At 44.9% G+C, this 26,279-nt stretch carries 14 protein-coding genes; 12 read left to right on the forward strand and 2 right to left on the reverse strand.

Annotated elements, in window-relative coordinates; all coding sequences use genetic code 11:
• The first annotated feature begins 916 nt into the window (after positions 1-916).
• From IPP74_09985 to IPP74_10010, 6 genes are all read left to right on the forward strand, one after another.
• Positions 917-2,023 carry an LptF/LptG family permease gene (locus tag IPP74_09985; GenBank protein ID MBL0319596.1) on the forward strand — a complete coding sequence of 369 codons (1,107 nt, stop codon included), beginning with the start codon at positions 917-919 and terminating at the stop codon, positions 2,021-2,023.
• A complete protein-coding gene (gene lptG / locus IPP74_09990; GenBank protein ID MBL0319597.1) occupies positions 2,020-3,117 on the forward strand; it encodes an LPS export ABC transporter permease LptG in 1,098 nt (365 codons plus the stop codon). The genes IPP74_09985 and lptG overlap by 4 nt, the downstream gene beginning before the upstream one ends.
• A complete protein-coding gene (locus IPP74_09995) occupies positions 3,117-5,345 on the forward strand; it encodes an LPS-assembly protein LptD (protein ID MBL0319598.1) in 2,229 nt (742 codons plus the stop codon). Before lptG ends, IPP74_09995 begins: the two co-directional genes overlap by 1 nt.
• A gap of 3 nt (positions 5,346-5,348) precedes the next feature.
• Complete coding sequence (locus IPP74_10000; protein ID MBL0319599.1) at positions 5,349-6,689, forward strand: peptidylprolyl isomerase; 1,341 nt, start codon at positions 5,349-5,351, stop codon at positions 6,687-6,689.
• Between the two features lie 8 nt (positions 6,690-6,697).
• Positions 6,698-7,528 carry a 16S rRNA (adenine(1518)-N(6)/adenine(1519)-N(6))-dimethyltransferase RsmA gene (gene rsmA / locus IPP74_10005; GenBank protein MBL0319600.1) on the forward strand — a complete coding sequence of 277 codons (831 nt, stop codon included), beginning with the start codon at positions 6,698-6,700 and terminating at the stop codon, positions 7,526-7,528.
• Positions 7,529-7,650: 122 nt separating this feature from the next.
• On the forward strand, positions 7,651-9,465 hold the full coding sequence (locus IPP74_10010; GenBank protein ID MBL0319601.1) for an aminopeptidase P family protein: 1,815 nt from the start codon (positions 7,651-7,653) through the stop codon (positions 9,463-9,465).
• Positions 9,466-10,522: 1,057 nt separating this feature from the next.
• Here IPP74_10010 and IPP74_10015 read toward each other — a convergent pair.
• Together IPP74_10015 and IPP74_10020 are read right to left on the reverse strand one after the other, a co-directional pair.
• The gene (locus tag IPP74_10015; GenBank protein ID MBL0319602.1) at positions 10,523-11,716 is read right to left on the reverse strand and encodes an aspartate aminotransferase family protein; all 1,194 of its coding nucleotides are present in this window, start codon (positions 11,714-11,716) and stop codon (positions 10,523-10,525) included.
• Between the two features lie 100 nt (positions 11,717-11,816).
• Positions 11,817-12,593, reverse strand: a complete 777-nt coding sequence (locus IPP74_10020; GenBank protein ID MBL0319603.1) for an ABC transporter permease — start codon at positions 12,591-12,593, stop codon at positions 11,817-11,819.
• 177 nt (positions 12,594-12,770) lie between these two features.
• On the opposite strand from IPP74_10020, the gene IPP74_10025 reads away from it, so the two are divergent.
• The 6 genes from IPP74_10025 to IPP74_10050 all read left to right on the forward strand — a co-directional run bounded on the left by IPP74_10025 (position 12,771) and on the right by IPP74_10050 (position 25,974).
• Positions 12,771-13,298 carry a filamentous hemagglutinin N-terminal domain-containing protein gene (locus IPP74_10025; GenBank protein ID MBL0319604.1) on the forward strand — a complete coding sequence of 176 codons (528 nt, stop codon included), beginning with the start codon at positions 12,771-12,773 and terminating at the stop codon, positions 13,296-13,298.
• Positions 13,282-22,200, forward strand: a complete 8,919-nt coding sequence (locus tag IPP74_10030) for a hypothetical protein (GenBank protein MBL0319605.1) — start codon at positions 13,282-13,284, stop codon at positions 22,198-22,200. Before IPP74_10025 ends, IPP74_10030 begins: the two co-directional genes overlap by 17 nt.
• A 140-nt stretch (positions 22,201-22,340) precedes the next feature.
• A complete protein-coding gene (locus tag IPP74_10035) occupies positions 22,341-23,732 on the forward strand; it encodes an aldehyde dehydrogenase family protein (GenBank protein ID MBL0319606.1) in 1,392 nt (463 codons plus the stop codon).
• A 79-nt stretch (positions 23,733-23,811) separates the two neighbouring features.
• Positions 23,812-24,378 (forward strand): elongation factor P, encoded by a 567-nt coding sequence (gene efp, locus IPP74_10040; protein ID MBL0319607.1) that lies wholly within the window; start codon positions 23,812-23,814, stop codon positions 24,376-24,378.
• Positions 24,379-24,387: 9 nt separating this feature from the next.
• Entirely contained in the window at positions 24,388-25,194 is an 807-nt protein-coding gene (locus IPP74_10045; protein MBL0319608.1) for an inositol monophosphatase, read from the forward strand.
• Between the two features lie 171 nt (positions 25,195-25,365).
• Complete coding sequence (locus IPP74_10050; GenBank protein MBL0319609.1) at positions 25,366-25,974, forward strand: OmpA family protein; 609 nt, start codon at positions 25,366-25,368, stop codon at positions 25,972-25,974.
• The last annotated feature ends 305 nt before the right edge of the window (positions 25,975-26,279 follow it).

The raw sequence follows: 26,279 nt of genomic DNA on the forward strand, positions 1-26,279 counted from the left end.
CAGCCTAAACGGAAATTTAGGTAAAAATTGGATTTCTTATGGGGTACTAACGATTGGTATTGTACTTATAATGCAGTCTTACCACTATTTTAAACCTATAATTTTTATCAGCCAGGATATTACCCGCTTATTTCTTATAAGAGCCTAAATAGTAAGGTGAAGTGGCATCCACGGAGCAGTCCTGCGCCCCAGGCGTTTCTGCTGCCTTATCTCCTTGTAAAGCATGGTGTTCAAAATAGTTTAACAAAACTCGCCTTGGGCTCACATTGCTGAAAAGCGGAAGATAGCAGCATTGAGGGCGTTTTAATGCCTATGCTGCGGCTGCGGTGTGATAAAGATTTCCTGAGCCATCGGATCACACGCTGCAAGCCGTAATAATAACCCACCGCATGCTGCGCCACAAGCATTGTGCTGATGTTTGATTATAGATGAGGTGGTTTACACCTTTATCTTAAAACCAAAGATAGGGTTTGCAAAGGAGTTTCAATCCGCAAACTCTATTCTCTTCGCGTTGATGTAACGGCAATTGCAGGGCAAAGGCCGTCAAAAAAGCAAAAAAACCAGCACAACACTTCTGACGCAACGCTCATTGTCATTGATAAAACTGTAATAATGTAATGGTTTCCTGCGTTGGGAGCCCTTCTACGGGGTGGATTGTAAGGATAAATCCTCAATTAATCAAGTAAAAATGTATTTAAATGCAACTATATAAAAAAATAGAATCAATGTGAAAATTATACAAAATTAAAAGTGAAATTTGTGTGGTTTAACCATGATCAAAATCGACGAGCCTTTGGTTGACGTCAAAAGAGCCCTTGCACCCCCGTACAATAGGCAGTATAACCATTGGGTTACTTGTTAATTTATGCCCATGAAGCAGTACGCTAAATATATTTGCTCGAGCTTGGCCGTCCCGATGACGATCATAACCCTGACCTTAACCGGCATTGTATGGTTAACGCAGAGTTCGCGCTATGTGGATATGATTGTGAACCACGGAGTGTCCCTGGCGACTTTTTTCTATATGACTGGCTTATTGTTACCATCGCTGTTGATGGTAATCCTGCCAGTAGCGCTTTTTTGCTCGGTGATTTTCGTTTTTTATAAATTAATTATGGATAGCGAATTGGTGGTGATGCAGAGCGCTGGTTTGAGTAGTGCTGCCTTACTTAAGCCTGTCTTGTTGGTAGCCGGAGTGGTTACATTACTTGGTTACGCATTTTCACTTTATCTTTTGCCGCTATCCTACCGCGAATTTAAAGATCTGCAATATTATATCAAAGATAATTATGCCTCGGTTTTGCTGGAAGAGGGGGTCTTCAATACGCCTATCAACGGTTTAACCGTCTATATTGATGAGCGCAATAACGACAAGTTAAAAGGTATCTTGGTGCATGATAACCGGATTCCTGGGAAACCGGTAACGATGATGGCAAAAGAAGGTATGCTTTATCAGACGGCGCAAGGCCCGCATTTTGAGCTGATCCATGGCAACCGTCAAGATATTAATCTGGAAAAAGGAAGATTATCCTTACTTTATTTTGATCATTATACCGTCAATTTGCGTGTTTATATGGAAAAACACGATAGTGGACGGGGACGCAGATCCAAAGAGCGTTTCCTCAACGAATTATTCTGGCCTAAAGATGTCGCCCCCAAATACCGGCCTAATTTTTATGCAGAGGGGCATCAACGTTTAACCTGGCCGCTTTATTCGCTCATACTGCCTTTGGCTGGCTTTTATTACTTAACCCGTGGCGAATTTAATCGTCGCGGCAATTGGAAGCGCCTGGTGGAAGCGTCGATATGCGTTGTTATAATTGTGGCCGCAGGCATGGGGGTTATTAATCTTTGCGGGCATTTTGTATGGATGGCCATTCCTGCCTATCTTTATTTTATAGGGTTGATTGCTGTTTTCCTATGGTTGCTTTTAAAGGAACGGACTCTGACTCAAAAACACGGTAATGGTAATAGGCTTGCATTATTGACCGATAAGAAAGACAAGACAGAGGTAACCCCATGAAAATACCGGTGACCCTTTCGCTGTATATCTGTAAACAGTTTTTGACATGTGTTGGCGTTATTTTGGGGTTGTTGATTGCTATTATCATGATTTTTGACGTGGTTGATCTGCTGGGACGAACCTCCGATAAGGATGTACCGCTGAGAATTGTGATCGACATGTTGTTGATGAAGTTTCCAAATGAAGTGCAGTTGGTGATTCCCTACACAATATTGCTAGGCAGCATGATGGCTTATTCACGCCTTACCCGTAACTCCGAATTGATCGTGATGAGATCTGCGGGTTTTTCGGCCTGGCAGTTTTTGATGCCATCGGCACTGACGGCAGCTTTAATGGGGGTGGCGATGGTTACCATGCTGAATCCTCTTTCAGCCATTATGTTAAAACGTTACGAGCGTTTTGAAGGTAAATATCTGAAAGGGAAAACCAGTGAATTTACGGTCTCTTCTTCGGGGTTATGGCTGCAGGAGGTTGTTCCTGGTGCGGAAGGAAAGACGGTGATCTACGCATTACGTATCTCACAGGAAAAAAAGGCGCTCTACGACATTACGCTGTTTAGGTTTAATAACCAGCATGATTTTATCAAACGCTATGATGCTAAAATGGCAACGCTCATACCCAATAGATGGGTACTACGAAATGTACTGATTACATCTCCTGGAATACCAGCTCAGCGCTATGATACATTTGAAGTTCCCACCACCGTTAAATTTGCACATATTCAGGATAGTTTTGCCTCTCCGGATACGATTACTTTTTGGGAGCTAGAAGGATTTATCCAGACCCTTAAGGATGCCGGTTTTTCGGCGTTGCGACACTTGGTACATTGGCATTCGCTTCTTTCTCGGCCCTTTTTCCTGTGTGCCCTTGTGTATATTGGAGCGGCATTTTCCTTTAATCCTCCTAGAAAACGGGGGGTTGCAATTTTATTTTCAACCGGTATTTTATTGGGATTCCTCATCCATTTTTTGTCGGATGTAGTGGGTGCGTTAGGTGGATCAGGCGTGATCCTTCCAATCGTGGCCGCTTGGACTCCAGTGGCTATTACGGGAATTCTTGGAATCTTTATGATTTTGCATTTGGAAGATGGCTGATGCCTAGAAAGGGAATTCAAATCCATAACACACTATTTTGCTTGACCTTCCTCATTGCGGTAGGTGCTATGCCCGCGCGTGCGCATGCGAACACCCATGCTTCAACGTCGGCGAGTGGAGCGACTAAGCCGAAAAAAAGTTCGCATATGGAGGCGGTTGCTTTCGATAAAAATGCACCGGCCTATGTGATTGCAGACCAGGTTCAGTATGATCGTGAACAGCAAATGGTATATGCCAATGGCAAGGTAGAAGTCATTCAAGGGCCACGGATATTATTAGCAAAACGCATCGTTTATGATCAAAAAGTCAATAAAGTCTATGCAATGGGCGATGTTAGCTTGATGGAACCTAATGGAGATGTTTATTTTTCAAATGAACTAGAACTGGAAGATGAATTTAAAACGGGTGTTATTCAACAATTTAAAGCCCGTTTTGCAGATAATTCGCTCCTAGTTGCCAAACAAGCAACACGGCAAGATGCTAAAAATATTAAATTAGAAAAGGCTGTTTATTCGCCGTGTCCGGTATGTAACACGAGTTTAAATCAATCTCCTCAATGGCAGTTTCGTGCCGAAAAAGTGAAGATAGATGAAGAAGAACAACGGGTTATTTATCATGATGCGCGTTTTGAAGTGTTTGGAATTCCAACCTTTTATACGCCCTATTTTTCTCATGCCTTACCTAATTCGCCGAATAAGAGTGGTTTCCTGATTCCAGAAGTACGCCTTAATTCATTGTTGGGTTCAACGGTTAAAGTTCCTTATTTTTGGTCGATTCGCCCTGATATGGATGCTATTATTGCTCCAATCACTACCAGCAAAGAAGGGCCAGTGCTAACCGGTGAATTCAGGAACTTAACGGATAATGGTTATTATGAATTACAGGGAAGCTACACTCACCCCTATAAAACGGATGTAAATGGTGTAAAATTGGATGATCGTGAGTCACGTGGACATTTGGAAGGAAAGGGAATGTTTGCCATGGAAGACCGGTGGCGATGGGGGTTTGACTTCAAACGTTCAAGTGATGATACCTACTTAAAGCGCTATCATCTGGGTAATGAAGATGATCTTAAAAGTGAGCTCTATACCGATAAACTGGAGGATAGGGATATTACGTCCGTTAAGTTACTGTCGTTCCAGGGGCTTAATGCAACGGATGATCCTAAACAGGCTGCCAATGTGTTGCCGTTGATTGATATTCACCGTGAGAGCGATACCGTTTCTAAAGGTTCGCGTTTTTACATGGATGCCAATACCATGTCCCTTATGCGTTTAGAAGGTGTACGCAGCAACCGTATTTCGATTAAAGGTGGGTATAATCAACCTTATATTTCATCGGGAGGTCAGAAGATCGTGCTTGATACCTCAATCCGCGGAGACGGGTATTATGAAAGCGATTTAACCGAACCACGTGCTGTGCGTAACCCTAATTTAGATGGATTTGCCGGACGCGTAGTGCCGGAAATGGAGGCCACATGGACGTATCCACTGGTACGCCATAATGAAAGTAGCCGTGTTTATATTGAACCTATTGCGCAGATGATCCTTAGCCCCTACGGAGGTAATTCTAAAAAAATATCCAACGAAGATAGTTTGGATTATGAATTGTCAGACCTGAATTTATTCAGCGTACAGCATTATACTGGTTTGGACCGCGTAGAAACAGGGCCCAGGGCGAATGTGGGGATAAGAAGTACAATCCACAGCTATGGCGGTAGTGAGCTTGGGATGTTGCTGGGACAGAATTATCGTTTGCGTGAAGATCATTACCTTGACCCTTCCGGCGGTCTGGGCGATACGCATTCGGATTATGTTGGACAAATGTCTTTCTCAACCAAGGAGTTGATGGATATTTCCTATCGTTTCCGTTTGAATCATGATGATTTGTCTTTTGAGCGGAATGAAATAGGCCTTGGTTTGAATCTAGATCCTGTTAAACTCGACATGCAATATCTTTATTTGCAGCGTGATTTTATTACCGGTACAACGCGTGATGAGGTTTCTGACATGCTTGAGGTAGCGCTTAATAAATATTGGAATTTTATAGCGGAAAGCAGGCTTGATCTGACTGGAGAAAGCGGACTGATTTCAACCAGTGCCGGTTTTATGTATAAAGGCCCTTGCAGCAATATGATTATACGTTTAGATAAAGAATACACCCGCGATCGTGACGTTGAGCCTTCGACCTCGATTATATTTAAAATTTCATTGAAGAATTTGGAGTAAGTTATGGTGGTTCGTAAGACATCTGTTTTATTTTCGGGAGCATTAATAGCCATGACCTGTTCCTATTCATTATCGGCGCTGGCTAATTTGTTAGTTCAAGAAGGCGTCAGCTCATCACTTGAATTACCTAAGGAATCGATTAATGCGGCTCCACTGGTTGGACAAGTGGCTGTGATGGCTGTGGTGGGCGATGATATCATTACAACCTTGGATGTCAAAAACAGATTGGGATTGGCCGTTGTCGCTACTGGCATGGGGCAGGACCGTGAATCGCAACAGCGTTTATTACCGCAAATTATGCAGGGGCTTATTAATGAACGATTATACATGCAGGAAGCCAAACGTTTAAAAATAATCATCGATAATGCCGAAGTAGAAAAAGGTATTGAGGTGCTTTCCGCACAAAACCACCAATCTACGGAAGCATTTAAACGGATGTTTGAAGATAATGGTATTCCAGTCAGCACATTGGAAGATAAAATCCGCGGGGAGATTTTATGGGGAAAAGTAGTCCGCAAGACGATTTCGCCTAAAGTTCGTGTTAGTGATGCAGAAGTAGATGAAGTCATGGAACAAATGACGTTAAGCAAAAGTGAACGGATGGTCGGTATCGAACAAATTTTATTGCCCATTGATGATAAAACGAACAGTACCAAGATATCAGAGCTTGCCAGCAATATCGTCAAGGAAATCAGGGATGGTAAGTCTTTCCAGGCAATGGCCAGACAATTTTCGCCAACCGCACTTGAACATAAAGAAGATGAAATAGCCTGGGTACAGGAAAGCCAATTAGATGAAATACTGGTTGGTGCAATTCATAAACTGAAAGAGGGTGAAGTATCCGATCCCATTCGTACGCCCGATGGCTACCTTATTGTAAAACTCGACGGCACTAAAGAGGTCGTTAATGTGCATGGAGATAATGCCCAGCTCACCATGAAACAATTATTTGTGCCGATTCCTGAAGATAAGAGCAAAATCCCGCAACTGAAAGAGCAGTTGGGACAATTGAGGGAAACACTGAAGGGGTGCGAAAATTATGAAAAAATCGATCAATCCAGTATAGACGGTTTACATGTTGATACCATGACCATTGGCCTGAATGATATCCATCCTGAATTACGTTCGGTGGTTGAAGAGCAGCCGGTAGGTAAAGTGGGTGACATTGTCACAACATCGGTTGGCCTGCATGTGGTTACGGTTTGTGAGCGCAGCCTTCCTGAAAAGGTACTACCTGAGCGTGAAAAAATCCGGCAGATGGTCCAGTTTAAAAAAATTGAATTAAAGGCCAAACATTATTTGCGCGATTTACGTCGTAAGACCTATATCGAAATTAAAGAGTAGGGCTGCTAGTGACATCCTTAGCCTCGTTGCCACCACTAAGAGAGATCGTAACAAAATATCAGATTTGGCCTGAAAAAGGATTAGGCCAACATTTTCTATTTGATTTCAACATCCTCGATCGCATCGTACGAGTGGCGGGTGATCTATCGACGATAACGGTGATGGAAATAGGCCCTGGCCCTGGCGGACTTACACGCGCATTACTTGCTGGTGGGGCTAAGCATTTGATTGTGATTGAACAGGATCATCGCTGTATTGAAGCGCTACAGGAAATTAAAGAAATTGTGGGTGAGCCATTAGAGATTGTGCATGGCGATGCAATGGTGGCGGATGAAATGGCCCTCACTGAGGGGAAGGCACGGCCTTTTGCACTGGTGGCCAATTTGCCTTATAATATCTCAACCCAGTTGATTGCCAAATGGATTGGTATCGCAGATAACATTTCTACGATGGTGTTGATGGTTCAAAAGGAAGTTGCTCAGCGCCTTATTGCCAAACCTCACACCAAACATTACGGCAGGCTTTCGGTTTTGGCGCAATGGCGCTGCGAATGCTATATTGCCTTTGATGTCAATCCCAGTAATTTTGTTCCACCGCCTAAGGTGATGTCGTCGATTTTAGTCTTAAATCCTCGTTCGTCACCTATTGCGGTAGATCAGGCTATTTTAGAGAAGGTAGTCAAAGCGGCCTTTAGCCAACGCCGTAAAATGGTTAAAGCCGGGCTTAAACAAATTTCAGCCAATGTCGATGCTTGGTTGGAGGCTGCCGGAATTGATGGAACGCTGCGGGCAGAAAATTTAAGCGTTGAGGATTACTGCAGGTTAAGTAATACGCTGTAGTAAGCACGGCTACTTATGAGATTGCCTTAGACGTTGTCACTATGGCTCTTTGAGGAGGAGGGGACAAAAGAAAGGCATAACGTCCTTGCACCAACCAAAAATCTCACTTATCATTAAAATGTATGGGAACAATCTATCATCAACGTCTTCACCGTTTGCGAGAGCAACTTAATCAGCAAAACCTGGAAGGGTTTATTGTACCTTCGCATGATGCGTTTCAAGGTGAGTATACACCTGCATGTGCCAAAAGGCTTGAATGGATAACTGGTTTTAGCGGTTCTATGGGATTGGCTATTATCCTAAAACATCAGGCCGCTTTTTTTACGGATGGCCGGTATACGTTGCAGGCAAAAGAGCAGGTTTCTGAAAAAGATTATATCCATTTTAATATCGTAAACGACAAGCCAGCCCAATGGCTGAAGCGTGCTATCACGAATGACATGAAAATTGGTTTTGATCCCTGGCTGCATACTGAAAACCAGCTTAAGCCTTACGTGCAGGAAGGTATCCAGCTGGAACCTGTTAGCTACAATATGATTGATATTATTTGGGAGGATCGCCCTCAGCCTCCCGCAACTCTGGTTGTTCCTTACCCAGATAAATATGCCGGTGAAACCAGCGACTTTAAACGGCAACTCGTAGCTTTAATGCTCCAGAAAAACCGTGTTGATGCTTTCATGCTGACCTCTCCAGAAAGTATTTGCTGGTTACTGAATATTCGTGCCCATGATGTTCCATGCACCCCCTTAGTGCTTGCTTATGCCTTAATCGATAGCCAGGGGCAGGTGATGTTATTTGTCGATGCCGACCGCATGAGTGAAGAGGTATTTACTCATCTAGGACCTGGGGTGACTATTATACCTTCCCGGCAGTTAGAACAGGTTATTTCAGGCTTATCTAAAGTCTACCCACATATTGGTCTTGATAGTGCCAATGCTGCCGTATGGTTTCCTTCCCAATTTAAAAAGCACCATATTCAGACTATCAACATCACAGATCCCTGTGTTTTGCCTAAGGCTTGTAAAAATACCGTTGAAATAGAAGGGATGCAAAGCAGCCATGTTCGTGACGGTGTGGCTGTTACTCAATTTTTATGTTGGGTCGATCAACAGCTTGCTCAAAAACAGCCTCTTTCAGAAATATCTGCAGCGGATTATTTATTTCAATTAAGGGCAAAGCAAACCAATTTTTTAGATGTAAGTTTTGAATCGATCTCCGGTTTTGCCGGTAACGGTGCTATTGTCCATTATCGTGTTAGCGAAAAAACAAATAAACCGATTCAGGGAAATGGTCTTTACCTTATCGATTCTGGTGGACAATATTGGGATGGCACTACCGATATTACCCGTACGATTGCTATAGGCACCCCCACAGAGGCGATGCGCCGGCATTACACCCTGGTGCTCAAAGGCCATATTGCTCTATCCAGTGCCGTTTTCCCAGAAGGCACAAGCGGTCATCAATTGGATATTCTGGCGCGCCAGTTTCTATGGAAAGAAGGCCTTGATTATGATCATGGTACTGGGCATGGAGTCGGGTGCTATTTAAGTGTCCATGAAGGACCGCAGCGTATCAGTAAGGCACTGAATAATGTGCCTTTACAGCCGGGAATGGTGGTATCCAATGAGCCTGGATTTTATCTCCAAGACGAATATGGTATCCGTATAGAAAATTTAATCGTGGTGGTTCCGCGTTCTGATTTAAACCATGAGAACGGACCTAAATATTTTGGATTTGAAACACTAACCCAGGTTCCTTACGATAGCCGGCTGATTGAAAAATCATTATTAACGATTCATGAGCAGCGATGGATTAAGGCGTACCATCTGGGAGTTTATAATAGATTGAAAGAATGGCTGAATACAGATGTCCTACAATGGCTGGAAGAAAATATGAAGAATTCAGTCAATTCAGGTACAGAGCAACACCAAGGGTGACGCTCGCTCAATCAAACATTATATTGCCTCCTTCCCAAAAAACTCCGTCATCGTCAACCTTCTAAAGTAGTATGAGCTGAAGGCGAGTACTGCTTTATTCCACATTACTGTGATTCAGGCACCGAAGTGAAGGAATTGCGCTGGTCGCGCAATCAGTATTGCGCTGGATTCCCACCCTTTTTAAGCAGCACTCGCCTACGGCTCATACTGCTTAAAAAGGGTGAGAATGACGCCCTACACACTCCGTCGTCATCTTTAGACCATATAGCGTAAATACTGTGATTCAGGCACCGAAGTGAAGGAATTGCGCTGGTCGCGCAATCAGTATTGTGCTGGATTCCCACCCTTTTTAAGCAGCACTCGCCTACGGCTCATACTGCTTAAAAAGGGTGAGAATGACGCTCTACACACTCCGTCGTCATCTTTAGACCATGTAGCGTAAATACTGTGATTCAGGCACCGAAGTGAAGGAATTGCGCTGGTCGCGCAATCAGTATTGTGCTGGATTCCCACCCTTTTTAAGCAGCACTCGCCTACGGCTCATACTGCTTAAAAAGGGTGAGAATGACGCTCTACACACTCCGTCATCTTCAGACCATGTAGCGTAATTACTGTGATTCAGGCACCGAAGTGAAGGAATTGCGCTGGTCGCGCAATCAGTATTGTGCTGGATTCCCACCCTTTTTAAGCAGCACTCGCCTACGGCTCATACTGCTTAAAAAGGGTGAGAATGACGCTCTACACACTCCGTCGTCATCTTTAGACCATGTAGCGTAAATACTGTGATTCCCACACACTCCGTCATCTTCAACCTTCTAAAGTAGTATGAGCCGAAGGCGAGTGCTGCGTTAGAAGGTTGGAGATCCAGCACAACACTGATTGCGCGACCAGCGCAATTCCATGATTTGCTGCGTATGAACCAGGCACAGATGTCTATAGTAAAAAAGGATGGAAGTACTAAAAAAAAGGTCTGAAGATAAAGGCGTGTGCGGGAACAGCCAATATAATTCTCTAAAACCTCGTTTCGGGCATCCCATTGACGAAGACAGCAAAAACTCTATGACGTGCAAACACTCGCCAAAATAGCCACCGCTTCATCACAATGACTTTCGTCAATAATAAGTGGCGGTAAGATACGGATAACATTATCCCCTGCGGGAACAGTTAATAATCCGGCACGGCGCAGTATTTCTGCAAACTCCCTGCATTCTGGCTCTACTTTTAGTCCTAAAATCAGGCCAACTCCCCGTACTTCTTTGATGGTTTCTGGGAATTGCTTGACTAAGCCTTCTAGTTTTTGGTGGAGATATTGTCCAACGTGCTGGACATGGTCTAAGAAACCTTTTTCTAAAATCACATCCAGGACTGCATTGCCTACGGCCATTGCCAACGGATTACCACCATAGGTAGTGCCGTGTGAACCCTGGGTCATGGCTTGTCCTACTTTTTCATTTGCAAGGCACATTCCCAGAGGAAAACCATTACCAATACCTTTTGCAGATGCAACGATATCCGGTGTTACTCCCAGATAATCATACGCGTATAATTTGCCGGTACGACCTACGCCACATTGCACTTCATCAAGGAACAATAACAAGCCATGTTCCTGGCATAATTGCTTAACTCCTTGGATAAAAGCGGGATTCGCAACCGAAATGCCGCCTTCACCTTGTATGGGCTCCAGTAAAACAGCTGCGGTTTGTGGGGTGATGGCAGCTTTAACGGCCTCAAGGTCATTAAAGGGAACATTATCAAACCCTTCAAGAAGAGGCTCATACCCTTTTGTCAGTGATTCTTTTGCGGCGGCTGAGATGGCAGCGATCGTTCTGCCGTGGAAGGCGTTTGAAAAGGTAATGATCCGGTACCTATCGGGTTGGCCAATATGGTCAAAATATTTACGTACCATTTTAATGCCACACTCGATGGCTTCAGTACCAGAGTTGCAAAAGAAAACTGAATCTGCAAAGGTGTTTTCAACTACACGTTGTGCCAATTTCTCCATGCCGCTATTCGCGTAGACATTCGAAATATGCCAGATTTTATCGGCCTGGTCTTTGAGCGCCTTGTTTACATGTGGATGCACATGCCCAAGCGAATTCACAGCAATACCTGCCGCAAAATCAAGGTAGCGCTTCCCATCTTCTGCGTAAAGATAAGGACCTTTACCATGGTCAAAAGTAATCGTGGAGCGCTTATAAACAGGGAGTACGGGAGTAATCAAGGCAGTCTTCCATTGTGGGGGGTTATTCATACCTCTTTTTTAACGCTAAATCATAGAAAAATCAATGGAAATATCTAGGTTTAAAAATAATTTGATAGGAATCCCTTGTTCGTTTATCACCATGTTTTTACTAATCCTTCAACCGATAGCCTTTTGCTATCATGATGTGTGCGGCTGTCCAGAGTACTACGCAGCATCCCAGCAGGCACAGCATGCCATTCATTAATGGGCTATCATGATAACCCGTGATCGCATAGCGAAAACCATCTATCATATAAAAGAAAGGGTTATATTGGCTGACATGGAACCAAAAGGGAGGTAAATGGTGTACGGAATAAAAGGTTCCCGATAAGAACGCCAAAGGTGTAATGACATAACTGGTCACGGCGGCCATTTGGTCGAATGTTTCCGAAATGATACCGCCGACCATCCCAAGCAGTGCCAGTAATAAGGATGCCATGAACGAATAATACAGAAGTGCCCCAAAGCTGTGCAGCTGAAACGGAATAAACAAATAAACGGCGCCACCAACGAGTAGACCGACCATTAAACCACGGGTTACCGCACCCAAACTTAAAGCAACCACAATTTCGAGTGAACTAAAGGGAGGCATGAGCAGGTCGATAATATTCCCCATCACTTTTCCCATAATGAGGGTTGAGCTGGAATTGGCAAAAGCATTCTGCACCATGGCCATCATAATCAGGCCAGGGGCAACAAATTGCTGAAAGGGGATATCTTTGACGTAACTGACATTGTGGCCGAGCGCCAGAGAAAAAACGGCCAAAAAGAGCAGGGAAGTAACGACGGGTGCTAACAATGTTTGGTTATAGACCTTAAGAAAGCGTTTCACTTCTTTTAGATAAAGGGCAAACATCCCTCTGTAATTAATAGCGTTTACAAGCATAAAGTCTCACTTTGATATCCACATGGGCCCGTTGGCCAGAGAATTAAAATCTTATCTTATGATAAATACTAGCCACTTGTGAAGTTATTTTAAGAAACTGATTGTTTGCGGAAAAAAAATGCTCTAGTATCACACGCAAAGTCTATTTCCATCAATCCCATTGAGAGGCTAATTTATATGACAAATCAATCACTTACTCTTCGTTCGGAGACCGCAAATAAGTCGCATCGTTGGAGTATCAGGAAGTTCAAAAAATTTGTCGTTAATTATTGCTCATCGTGGTTAATGGGTGGTATCGTGTCTATGAGCCTCGTGAATATGGCACTGGCTGCTCCAACAGGAGGGCAGGTCGTTTCAGGTAACGCCACGATCACACAGGATGGAAAATCCACGGTCATTGACCAGAGTTCGCAAGTTGCCAAAATCGATTGGACCAGTTTCTCAACTCAAACAGATGAATCAGTTACCTTTAACCAGAATAACTCAAGCTCAATAGCAATCAATGAAGTCATCGGTGGAGTTCCAAGCTTTTTGATGGGAAGCTTGACCGCCAATGGACGCGTTTTCATTATTAACCAAGCGGGTATTGTTTTTGGAAAAGATTCCAGGGTAAACGTTGGTTCCTTGCTTGCTACCACCTCAGCACTCACATCACTGGATGAAACAACCGGTCAAATGACCTTTGCCAGTGACACGGGGGGGTAACGTCATTAACCGCGGTTCGATTACGGTTTCAAATGGTGGGTTTGCTGTTCTTGCTGCCCCTTATGTTGAGAACACGGGTTATATCCAAGCTAATTTAGGGCATATCGAACTTGCATCGGCAAGCCATTTTACCGTGGATTTGCGGGGTGATAATTTGATTACCTATGATGTAGCGAAAGTTAATGCAAGCCGATTGGGTGTTAAAAACACCGGTACGTTGAAAGCGCAATCTGGAACTGTTGTTATCAGTGCTAAAACAGCAAATGACCTGGTGACGGGTGTCGTGAACCTTGACGGTGTAATTGATGCTGATTCATTTGGTTCAGGCAACGACGGTGGTAAGGTTTTGATTGCTTCCAATGGCGCTATCAACCAAAATGATGTTAAAATAACGGCTAATGGTGGTGTGGATGGCAATGGTGGTCAGATCATCACCAAGGCTGATGGCATGAATAACCTGACGTCTGGCGCTGTATTAGAAGCAAAAGGTGGTAGTACTAAAGGTGATGGTGGTTTTATCGAGGTCAGCGGTGGTGACTTTATACTTGCCGGTTCAGTCAATGCGTCTGCACCCAATGGAGCTGCTGGTACATTCCTACTTGATCCTACCAATATCAACATTAAAAATGGTTCGGGCGTAGCCACAGTCAGCACTGTCTATGAGCAAACCATTGAGGCCTTGTCTCAAGCTGGAACCAATGTCACTCTGGTCGCGGATAGACAAATTACGTTAGAAAATTTGGCCGACAACCTCCTTCAGGGTGGTTCAGGTAGTATTACCCTGCAAAGCCAGGGACAACAGATCATTCCTGGGGTTCGTTTGCCAGCTGGTGGTGTATCGTTTAACGATTTAAACGATACCATCGCTACCACAACAGGTAACATCACCATTATTGGACGTGCAGATGGTATTAACATTGGTAATCTGCAAACCGGTGGTGTTGGCGTATATAATCCAGGCGATATTTTCCTGACGACATCGAACTTGGGAAATATTTCGGTTAAAAACATTATGATGAATGGTCAGGCTGTTGGTTCAGCCGGCAATGCCGATGCTAAGGTCGTCATCAATTCGGCTAAAGATGTTACCATCAACGGTAATATCAACGTAGCATTAAGCCATACCAACACATCAGGTCCTGGTGTATTTAACCTGCTTTCATCGGTTGATATTGATGCTGATCGGGATATAACCATTAATGGCAATGTCGGTGTTCAGACGACTGGTGATGTAAATGGTGCAAACGGTACAGCGACTTCTAAATTTTCGCTTGAAAGTGGTAAGTCTCTCATCGTTGGTTTAGCAGCGGATATCACGGTTAACGGTAACATTAATGTTACCTCTGATATCGGCAATCCATTACTGGCTTCAGGCTCAAATGGCAATTTTACTGCGCTTTCGGATGTCACAATGAAAGCGCCAGATAAAGTAAAACAGATTGGAGATACGTATGTATCGTCATTGGCTAATGCTGTATCGGGTAATGCTAATGCACAGACCAATGTTGATGTTGAAGGCGGTACGCGCATCATTGCTGGGTATTTCGGCAGCGTGACCCTTCAAGGAAAATTAACAGCCCTTTCAGATGCCTCGGTTTCCTATGATGCTGGTGTCAGCACCCTGACTACGGCTAATGCCAATACGGATGTTAATCTGAACGCAGCTGATGGTGTGTTTGTTACGAATGATATTAATATCGATGCGACAGCTCAAAATTTGGCTCAAAATGCAGGCTCTGCCGTCGCTAACGCTAATTTAAATGCAGCAGCAGGCTGGCAGAATGTGAATGGTGATATCCTATTGAGTGGTAACTTTAATGTGTCGGCCAATGCTGGTGTGAGTTCAACCAACGTGACGGCTACTACTGTAGAGGCTGATGCTCAAGCTAGTCTGACGGCGGTTAATAACATAATACTCGATTCTACAAATGCCCCAATAAACATTTCTGCTACGGCAAATGGCGGTCTTTCTGCCCGTGCTTTGGCTGATGTTGACCTCACCGCAGGTGAAGAAAGCCGCACAGCGGAAGGTTCGGTCACGGTAAAAGATAGCGTGGTGGTTGCTTCAACCGCTAATAGCCAAAATGGCAACCATGCCGATGGCAGATCGACCTTCAATATCAGTGCAGCAAATGATGTTGACCTTCAACAAAGCGTTGCGGTAACTTCGGTTGTTGATAATGGTGGTACCGGCTTGGCGAGTGCGCTTGCATCGGCAGATATTGCCGCTGGTGCTTATTGGACCGATTTAGGAACCTTGACGATGGGTAATGGCCTTACCGTCAGTGCTACAACTGTTCCAGGTGGAAATGTTGACCTTGCGAATGCGACGGCTAATACAACCTTATTTGCTTATGAAAATATTAACATCCAAGGCGATGTGAGCGTAAACGCTGATGCACAAAGTTCAAACAGTGGTGATGGCGATGTTGTCGCAAACGCACATTTAAGTGCCAATGCTTCTAATGATATTGCGGTTAGCGGTGCTCTTACGATTGCTGCTAACGCCAACAACAGCGCTTCTGATGGTAAAGCTTCGGCAAATGCTGGCGCTGCCTTGACTGCGGCCCATGATATAACATTGGGTGCGGTGTCTATTACTGGCGATGCACAGAATAATTCCTCAAATGGCGCTGATGCAATCGCACATGCTGGGCTTATCGCCAGTGCAGGAAACGATATTACGCTTACCACAACGTTAATTCATGCCAATGCGAGCAATGAATCTTCTGATGGTAGCGCGTATGCTAACGCTTTACAGTCTCTTTCTGCTGGACGGGATATTGCCCAATCGGGTTCGGTCTCTGTCGCGGCGAGCACATATAATGACGATGGATCAATGAGCCTTGCTTATGCAACAGTTTCAGCCAACGCTTCTCGTAATGTATTGTTTGCTGATGATTTAACCGTGGCAACAGGGGCAACCAATGATGGCAGTGATGGTTCTGCGATAGCCGCCGGTACGGTTAATATCAGTGCAGGCAATAATGTGAATCTTACTAATGTGAACATGACCTCCAATGCTGTTAATTATGTTTATTTTGCGGATGGCGCAACGGCTCAATCAGCACTTAATGTGAGTGCCACCAACGATATTACGGTTGATGGAGACGTTGTCATCAACGCGCAAGCTACCGATCATGGTACCGGGGCTGCCAACGCGTCTGCTTTTGCTAATATCTCAGCTGGCAGCAATATGACGCTTTTGAACTATTTGATTGATGCGGGAGCGCAAGATAATAGTGCAGGCAGCGGCAATATTACCGCAAGTGCTCAAATGAATGCCGATGCGGGTGCTGACATTACTATCTCAGGTAACTCGGATGTAACCGCTTTTGCGGCAAATGTATCAACCTACGGCAATGTAGAGGCTGTTGCGTCTAACAACCTTGATGCCGGTTCTAATATCCATGATTCGGGTACGGTGGATGTGAGTGCGACTGCTACCAATAATAACGATACTGGTTCCGTTTCTGCGAGTGCAGCATTGAATGCCAGCGCTGCTGAGGATGTGACCTTTGATGGCGATATTTCGATTTCGGCTTATGGAACACATTCAGGACGAGATGGTCATGCAGGGGCTGTCGCTTCGGCCAATATTGATGCAGGAAGCACTATCAACCTGTTTAATTTCATGCTTAACGCAAATGCTAATAATGCTGCCAGCGGTAGTGGATCTGCGTATGCAACAGGTATAATGAACGCCAATGCAGGCGATGATATCACTATCAATGGCGATTCGGATATAAGCGCAGTTGCCCATAATACCGCCTATTACGGTGGTGCAAGTGCTGTCGCATCGAATAACCTGGACGCTGGTTCCTCTATTTATGATTTTGGTACTGTGGATGTCGAAGGAACCGTTACTAATAGTTCTTATGATGGATCTGTCACAACTTCGGCTAAATTAAATGCAACAGCAAATAATGATATCACGTTTGATAATGTAATCACGGTTGCCGCCGATGCCACTCATAATGGGTCGTATGGCAACGCGGGAGCCGTTTCTTCGGCGAATATCGAAGCAGGCAGCAGCGCAACGCTTTCTCATTATTCTGTCACAGCGGGTGCCAATAATTCTTCTTTTAGTGGTTCTGCAATGACGAGCGCGAAAATGGATATAGATGCTGGAAACGATATCTCCATCAATGGTGACGCGTCTGTAGAGGCATCGGCGTATAATGCAGCGGTTTATGGCAATACCTCAGCTGTTGCTACGAATAATCTGGATGCTGGTTCTAACATCCATGATTCAGGCTCAGTCGATGTCCATGCCAGTGCGCAACTTAATGGTTACACAGGAAATGCCGTAGCGACTGCGTATTTAAATGCCAATGCTGGTGATGATGTGGCGTTTGATGGTGATCTTACTATTTCAGCCAATACCAATCATAATGGCAGCTATGGTACCGGTAGTGCAATAGCTTCGGCTAATATGGATGCAGGCAGCAACATTAGTTTGAGCAATTATGATATCCAAGCCAGTGACAATAACAATGTTGATGGAAGTGGCAATGCTGTGGCTGTGTCTAAAATGGATGCAAGTGCAGGCGATGATATTACGGTTAACGGCGATGCTAACGTGGCATCTGAGGTTAATAACCAGACATACTACGGTAATGCAACCGCGCTTTCTTCCAATAATCTTGATGCTGGATCGGATATCTATGATTCAGGAACGGTGGATGTGAGTGCCAATGCTCATACAAATGCCGATTTCGGTTCGGCAAGCGCAACGGCAAAATTAAATGCCTCAGCTTCTGAGGATATCACGTTTGACAGCAGTATCACCATTGCAACGAGTGCTTATAATAATGTTGCCTATGGCAGCGCGGTTGCTGTTGGCTCTGCCAATATCAATGCAGGTAGCGATGTTACGATTTGGGATAATCAGGTTACAGCGGAAGCCAGTAATTATGCGTCTATTGGCAATGTCTCCACTACGGCTAAAGAAAACGTTTCTGCCGGTGAAGATATTTCCATTTTTGGCCTGTCATCCGTTGTTGCAAATGCTCATAATGATGCTGGATCAGGAAATGCCAATGCAACAGCCCAGATGAATCTGAGTGCTGGTTCGGATGTGGTTGATTCTGGAGCTGTCTATGTGAATGCTACTGCTGAAAATGATGTTGAAGGGAGTGGATCGGTCAATACAAATGCGTCCTTAGACGTGTTAGCCGGTGGTGACGCAACCTATAGCAACACGATCGATGTTCATGCGTATGCTAACAACGATGATTATAACGGTGCGGCAAATGCCACGGCCTTGGTAGACATCAATGCAGACGACATCAATCTGACACGTGTGGATGTTGATGCAACCGCCAATAATAATGCTGTCTCCGGAGCCGGTGCGAATGCGAGTGCTACATTATCGGCAAATGCGGTTCATGATATGATCATTACAGGCGATACAACTATTGGTGCATCTGCCGACAATAGCGGTAGTGGCAATGCTTATGCCACGGCAGCTTCGAATATCGAAGCTGGAAGGGATGTGTCTCTTACAGGTGATATGTTCACCGAAGCTAATGCGCAGTCATCAGGTGAAGGTGCGGCAGCTTACGCGGTTAGCTCGGTTGATATCGATGCGGGAAGGGATGTGTTTGTTAACGGCACTATTTCCATCCAAAGTGGGGTTGATGCTTCTGCCTATAACGCGTCTGCTTCAGCTGAATCGAAATTAACCATTGCTGCTGGCAACGAAGGTTCTGGATCGGTGAATATAGTAGGCAATATTGATGTGAATTCAGAGGCTAATATTAACGCGACTTATGCGAATAGCAACGTTTCTAAATCAACGGTTGATATTTTTGCAGCTCATGATGTCGATGTGAGTGGTAATTTAAATGTTCATGCGGATACCTATTCAAACGCTTATTCAGCGGCTAACGAATCGGCTTATGCGCTGATTGCCATGGCTGCGGGTGAGTCTGGATCGGGGTACATCAACTTAAATGGAAATACCGATATTTCGGCAAATGCTTCCAACGATGCTGATTCCCTTGGCAATGTGATGGCAATCGCAGGAGTTGGATTGCAAGCCGCCAATGGTCTAACCGTCAATGGCGATCTCGATGGTTCGGCCCATGCGTCTGGGAATGGCAGCAGTGCTGTTAACAATGTAACGGCTCTTACGTTCGTGTATGCTGTAGCAGGAACTGGTTCAGAAGGGAATGGCAGTGCAGACTTTGCCGGTAATATCAATCTCAATGCCGATGCTTCAGCATCTGCTTTCTCTGTTGGTACGGTAACCGCAGGTGCAGGTATGTTGGCAATGGCTGCGAATGATATCACAGTTGATGGTGATGTCACTATCGCAGCCCATGCTGATTCGAGTAACTATTACGGTACGCTTACCCAGGCGGGTGCAGGACTTGGTCTGTTAGCCGGTCAGGGAGGCTCTGGTAGTATCACGGTCGATGGCAGTGCCAATATCGTTTCTTCAGCTCATCAGACTGGAGTCTATGAGGGAACGTCGCAGGCTGGTACAATTACCTACCTCCAAGCTCCTGATAATGTGACGGTTGCTGGTGACTTCATTACGGCAGCGTCAGCTACCAATGATGGTTATCTAACCGGAAATGCCCAATCAATCAACTATACGCAAGTAAATGCAGGTCAACATATTGACGTTGCTGGTGATATTTATACCATCGGTTATGCGGCAAATAATGGTGCGTATGCAGCGGGAGCCTCTGCAACCAATATCGCAACTATCACAGCCGGCGGCAATGTAAACTTCGACAGCAGTGCCGACTTCCACGCACAAACGCAAACCTCTGGTTATGTTGTGAGTGATGTTGATGCAACGACAACATTGACGATTACAGCAGGTACCGATTCCTCAGCTGAAAGCGGTGATCTTTCGATCAATGGTCCTTTGAATGTAAGCGCTTACGCTGTGAATAATGGTAATTATGCCTCATATGAAGGTGGTGCTACAGCGGATGCGGCAACAACGGTTACGTTGTCAGCAAGAGACAATGTTGATCTTGATTCGATCAACGTTAGTTCGTATGCCGCCAACTTTATTTCTACCGGTGAAGGTTATTCGGAGGGGGGCAATCGAAGTAACACCTATGCGGATGTGTCCTTAGCCGTTAATGCAGGAACTGGAGGTGAAGGTGACCTGCAGGTGAATGGCGATGTAACGGTGAACGCTTCGGCAGATAATTATAATAGCCATTCTGCGGGGGAAGCGTCAGCGAATGCTAGTGTAGCGTTATCAGCGGCTAACAATATTGAGGTGGATGGTAATATTAGTATCTTGGCAAGTGCGGATAATACAGGTGCTTATGCCAGCAATGCCAATGCACAGTCTGAATTGTTGATTCAGGCGGGATTAGGCTCTTCGGCCAGTGGTGATGTGATCCTCAATGGTGCGGTCAGCTCGGTTGCCAATGCTGATAATAATAACTTCTATGGTTCAGCCAATGGTGCTTCTGCCGTGGCGTCTACAGAAATAACAGCAGCCAATACCATCACTGTTAATGGTGAATTAGCGGTGGGTGCGAGCGCCGAAACCAATGATGGCACTACTTATGCTGATGCGGGCCTGAATGTCAATGCGGGTCAATCAGGTTCTGGTGATGTACTTATCAACAATGATATCATCATTGAAGCAAACGCTGATACGTTGGATCATGGCCAATCGGCAGTCGCTAACGCTTCAGGCCTCATTACAGCGCCAGATGATGTGAATATCAATGGCAATATCGCCGTGCTTGCTGATGCAAATCTGCAGGATTCTGGTGAAGAGCAACAACAGCAGAAATCGAACATCAATGGTGCAGAAGCCACGGCTTCACTGGAGATTATCGCTGGCAACAACCTCACTATCAGTGGTGATACATTAGCCAATGCCTCAGCAAACGTTACTGGCGGTAGTGCCAGTGCTTTAGTTGCTACAGCGGATATTTCAATGAGCGCCGATAATGATATAACGATCGATGGCATAACCCATGCTAACGCATATGGTCATTTCGACGGTGGTTATTTAGCTACTAGCAGCAGCGGCGCTTCGGTGATTGTGAGTGCGGATGTTTCCATAGAGGCTGGCCATGACCTTACGGTTTTTGGTGATACTTATGCCGATGCTTCTGCTGAGGTTTCTCCCAATTATGTCTTTGCCGGTGAGGGGGCAACCATTTCTGACGTAACGGCTTCGGTCATTTACAGTGCTGAAAACGACATCAATGTCGAAGGGCTGATCAATGTATCGGCTAACAATCAAATCGGTGGAGAATTCTACTCTGAAGGTGGTTCTAGCGCAGGCATTAGATCATCAGCGTATATTGGCGTATATGCTGGTAACGATATCCGTTTCGATGGTGACCTTATCAGTAGGGCGACCGCCGATGCTGGCAGTAATTTAGGAGCGAGTGCTGATGCTTTCGTATGGATGGAGGCTGGCTTAAATGGTGAAGGGCAAGGGGGACCAAATGGTAATATTAATTATCGTGGTGTTCTTGCAACCTACGCAGCAGCTGTGGGTGAATTTGAGGATACCTACGCTTTAACAGCGGCCATTGCCCCAGGTGATTTAATTATCAATGCTGGTAACGCATTTGCACCCTATCCATTAGCTTCTGCCAATGATGCTTTCTATCAAGGTAACGTGTCTGGTATCGATACTCAGGGTACGAATACAGCTCAGGTTATCTTAAGAGCCGGCGGTCGTTTGAGTGTAAACGAAACAGGAAACCCTGAAGATATCCTCAACGGTTTAGAGCCTAATAATACCGACTTGAGACAATCATCAAATGGTCTAGGTGGTTTGGAACCAGCAGGTGGTGAGTATTGCGAAGTGGTAAACACCGACCAATCTCATACACCGTCTAAATCTAAAGATACTCAGCTTTGTGCAAGGGAAGTTGCACAGGCTGATACGAGTCACTAGGCACTTGCCACACATACCATCATCCTCGACCTTCCCCAGTCGGGCATTCAGCTTCAGTGGGTTGAGGATGATGGTATGTTGTAGTAGGAACGTAGCGTCGTGGTGGTGGAGTCGTGCTTTTAGGGGTAGGGGAAGTCGTTATGGGAATAATCGAGGTCAAATCACCATTCACCGGTGCTGTTTTGCGTGAGCTACGTCTTGACCACTGGTCGGATATTGAAGCTAAATTGGTAGACGCGCTGACCGTCTTTGAGAATCCGGATTGTCATCTTAAGCCTTATCAACGCATTGCTATTTTAGAAAAACTGGCAGTATGGGTTGAACAGAATCTTGACCATCTGGTAATGCAAATAGCGCACGAAGGTGGGAAGCCCTTAAAAGATGCTAAAGTGGAGGTCCTTCGGGCGGTAAATGGTATCCGCCTTGCTATCAACGAACTCTTTCATCTCAAGGGAAGCGAAATTCCAATGGGTTTAACTGATGCCTCTACAGGAAGAAGGGCATATACGCTTCTTCAGCCCCGCGGAGTCGTGGTGGCCATCAGTGCATTCAACCATCCGCTTAACCTGATTATCCATCAAGTTATCCCAGCGATTGCCGTCGGAGCGCCGATTTTGATAAAACCGGCATTAGAAACGCCCCTGAGCTGCCTTTCGCTGGTTGAAGCGCTCTATCAAGCGGGACTTCCAGAAGCATGGTGCCAATGGATCATTTGTACCAATGAAGATGCCAAGCGCTTAGCCAGTGATGCACGTATCAGTTTTGTCTCCTTTATTGGTTCAGCTCGAGTAGGCTGGCAATTGCGCAGCAATTTAGCACCAGGGGTACGCTGTTCATTGGAACATGGTGGATCAGCGCCGCTGATTATTGATGCAGATGTGAATCTTGAAACAATCGTGCCTATGGTTGGTAAGGGAGCATTTTACCATGCAGGGCAGGTGTGCGTTTCAACCCAGCGTGTTTATGTACACCGGAGTCTTTATGGCAATTTCTGCGATTTATTTACCCGTCATGTACGTGGATTAAAGGTTGGTGACCCAACCGCGGAACAAACGGATATCGGTCCGCTTATCCGAGCGAGCGATGTTGACCGTGTCGATCAATGGGTTCAGGAAGCCCTAGGGCAGGGAGCCCAGTGTTTACTCGGAGGAAAACGTCATACGCTTCGGCAATGCTATGAATCCACCATTTTAACCGATGTGCCAGAAAGCACCAAAGCTATGCAGGAAGAAATATTTGGCCCTGTTGTTTGCATCAACTCATTCAACGAGATAGATGACGCTATTTGTTTAGCGAATCATCCGCGTTTTCAATTCCAGTCGGCCTTGTTCACCCAGCATGTTACCCATGCTGAAAAAGCGGTTGAACAGCTACAGGCCCAAACGGTACTCATCAATGACCATACAGCATTCCGGATTGACGGGATGCCGTTTGCAGGTGGTAAACAATCGGGCCTTGGAACCGGTGGTATCGGTTATACGATGCGTGATTACTGCTACGAGAAGCTCGCTGTGTGGAATCATAACGTGTGATGGATTCATCATTTTACCCTTGTGCATTCCAACCTAAATGGCTAACATACCCTCTTTAAAACCTTGATTTGGGATCCTTATGATTATTGATGCTATCTCTATTCGTGCTGGTAATATTATTAATATTAAAAATGATTTATGGGTTGTTTCAAAGCAGCCGATGCACGTTAAACCCGGCAAAGGCGGCGCTTTTGTTCAGGTTGAGATGAAAAATTTGAACAATGGTAATAAATTGAATGAACGCCTGCGCTCGGACGAACGGGTTGAGCGGGTGGTTCTGGATGAAAAATCCTACCAGTTTTTATATACCGAAGAAGATAAAATGCACCTGATGGATAATGAATCCTACGAACAGATCGAAATTAAACAAAGTCTCCTTGGTGATGCTTCGCAATTTCTTCAAGATGGCATTACAGTTACCGTGTACAGCCATGATGGCGAACCGCTGAGCGCACAATTGCCTGATCATGTCGTGTTTGCTATCGATGAAACAGAGCCTGTTATCAAAGGACAAACAGCGGCTTCTTCCTATAAACCGGCTATTTTAGAAAATGGCGTTAGGGTCATGGTGCCGACGTTTATTTCAACAGGCGATAAAATTGTGATATCAACGGTAGATGGAAGCTACGTTGAGCGTGCAGTTTAGGTCGATTATATGATGCAACGCACGGCCTATTCTTCTAACATTACCGTCATGAAATCTGCTGTCCAAAAAGTGGCAAAGGGGTTGATACGTGATTTTGGCGAAATTGAAAATCTGCAAGTCTCACGCAAAGGACCTGCTGACTTTGTGACCAATGCCGATTTACGGGCAGAAAAGCTGCTTCATAAGTTATTAGCCGAAGCGCGGCCAAGTTATGGTTTTTTAATGGAAGAAGGTGGTGAAATTAGTTCGGATGAAGGCCGATATCGCTGGATTGTTGACCCGCTGGATGGCACCAATAATTTTCTTCATGGTTTTCCAATGTTTGCGATTGCTATTGCTTTGGAAGAAACACTTTCATCAGGTAAAAAGCAAATTCTTGCTTCGATTATTCATTCTCCTATTTTACAAGAAACATTTTGGGCAGAAAAAGGCAAGGGGGCATTTGCCGAAGATTCGTATCAACGTGAACGTCGCTTGCGCGTGTCCGGTAGACGTGAATTAGGTGATACATTATTAAATATTGGTAGTATCACACCCGATATTATCGGTGATCTCATGCCTAAAATTGCAGGCATTCGCTGTCTAGGCAGCACGTGTATGGCGATGGCGTATGTGGCCGCTGGCAGATTGGATGGTATCATTCAGTTACGTGGTTCAAAACCGTGGGATATTGCAGCTGGCAAACTTTTAATTGAAGAAGCTGGTGGCATCGTCACAAATAGCAATGGTGGCGATGATTACATTGAGTCCGCATCATTAATTTCTGCCAATCCAATTATTCACCCACAGTTGTTAGATGCAATCAAACAAAAATAGTTGTCTTTTGTTGTCACCTGGCTTATGCTGAAAAAAGGGTGTTTGCTTAATGCTGCATCCAAATGTTTAACAATAGATTAAATGTTTCAATTAACAGATATTTTATTATTAATATGTATCATTTAGGTTGGTCTGTATTGATAATAATGAAAATAAAAGGACGGGATTAAGATGAAAAAACAAATGTTACATGCACTGATGTTAACAGGCACATGCATCGCTTTGACGGCTCCGATTGCTGCTGAAGCTGGTGGTTCTGATAGTCAAAAAGTAGTAAGAGATACAGGTGGTCACGTTGTTAGAAACACATTTAATAATTGTGTTCGCACCAAATGGGTGGAGGGTCGCGATATTTGCGGAGCTCCTGCACCTGTTGCGGTTCCACGCCAAGTCGTACAACAACCTCGTACCTATGCTGCGGCACCTCAAGCTCCTATTGAGCAATCGCGCGCATTCTTGATTTTCTTTGATTTTGATAAAGCCAAGCTCACCAAAGATGCTTTAGCTATTATTCAATCAGCGAGTGATGCGTCAAAATCGGCTAGACGTGCGATATTTGATATTACTGGACACGCTGACCGTTCAGGACCAGATGCTTATAATCTGAAGCTTTCTCAACGTCGTGCTAATGCTGTTTCAGCTGAGCTGCAGCACATGGGTGTACCTAAAGAAAATATCCGTGTGGATTTCAAAGGTGAACGTGAGCCGCTTGTTCCAACCAATGATGGTGTTAAAGAACCACAAAATCGTCGCGCTGAAATTCAATTTCATAACGAATAGATTTCGGTTGAAACGATCATGAATACTTCTCCTCCTGCAAAGGAGGCGGAAAAGCCTGGGGCGCCTATGGTGTTCCAGGCTTTTTTTATTGTTTTTAATGTTGTGGTGTGTAAAGAGATTTAATGACAGCATGTTGCTTTCTCCCCACCTCTCGGAGGAGGGGCAGATTCATGCCCACTTTGGCATGAATCTGGGGGGGGAGAGGGTATACTGCCTCCTTTCTCAACATAGCCTCATCCGTTATCTATCCGCAATCCAGCCCCTACTTAATACTTCCATCACTATATATTAATGCTACGGTTGAT

This window comes from Alphaproteobacteria bacterium (assembly GCA_016722515.1).
Lineage (GTDB): Bacteria > Pseudomonadota > Alphaproteobacteria > Rickettsiales > JADKJE01 > JADKJE01.

What these genes read in the sequence shown, in the direction of transcription:
- lptG (MBL0319597.1), top strand. Translation starts at nt 2,020, where the DNA reads ATGAAAATACCGGTGACCCTTTCGCTGTATATCTGTAAACAGTTTTTG.
- IPP74_09985 (MBL0319596.1), top strand. Translation starts at nt 917, where the DNA reads ATGACGATCATAACCCTGACCTTAACCGGCATTGTATGGTTAACGCAG.
- IPP74_10010 (MBL0319601.1), top strand. Translation starts at nt 7,651, where the DNA reads ATGGGAACAATCTATCATCAACGTCTTCACCGTTTGCGAGAGCAACTT.
- IPP74_10025 (MBL0319604.1), top strand. Translation starts at nt 12,771, where the DNA reads ATGACAAATCAATCACTTACTCTTCGTTCGGAGACCGCAAATAAGTCG.
- efp (MBL0319607.1), top strand. Translation starts at nt 23,812, where the DNA reads ATGATTATTGATGCTATCTCTATTCGTGCTGGTAATATTATTAATATT.
- IPP74_10050 (MBL0319609.1), top strand. Translation starts at nt 25,366, where the DNA reads ATGAAAAAACAAATGTTACATGCACTGATGTTAACAGGCACATGCATC.
- IPP74_10035 (MBL0319606.1), top strand. Translation starts at nt 22,341, where the DNA reads ATGGGAATAATCGAGGTCAAATCACCATTCACCGGTGCTGTTTTGCGT.
- IPP74_10000 (MBL0319599.1), top strand. Translation starts at nt 5,349, where the DNA reads ATGGTGGTTCGTAAGACATCTGTTTTATTTTCGGGAGCATTAATAGCC.
- IPP74_09995 (MBL0319598.1), top strand. Translation starts at nt 3,117, where the DNA reads ATGCCTAGAAAGGGAATTCAAATCCATAACACACTATTTTGCTTGACC.
- IPP74_10015 (MBL0319602.1), bottom strand. Translation starts at nt 11,716, where the DNA reads ATGAATAACCCCCCACAATGGAAGACTGCCTTGATTACTCCCGTACTC.
- IPP74_10045 (MBL0319608.1), top strand. Translation starts at nt 24,388, where the DNA reads ATGATGCAACGCACGGCCTATTCTTCTAACATTACCGTCATGAAATCT.
- IPP74_10020 (MBL0319603.1), bottom strand. Translation starts at nt 12,593, where the DNA reads ATGCTTGTAAACGCTATTAATTACAGAGGGATGTTTGCCCTTTATCTA.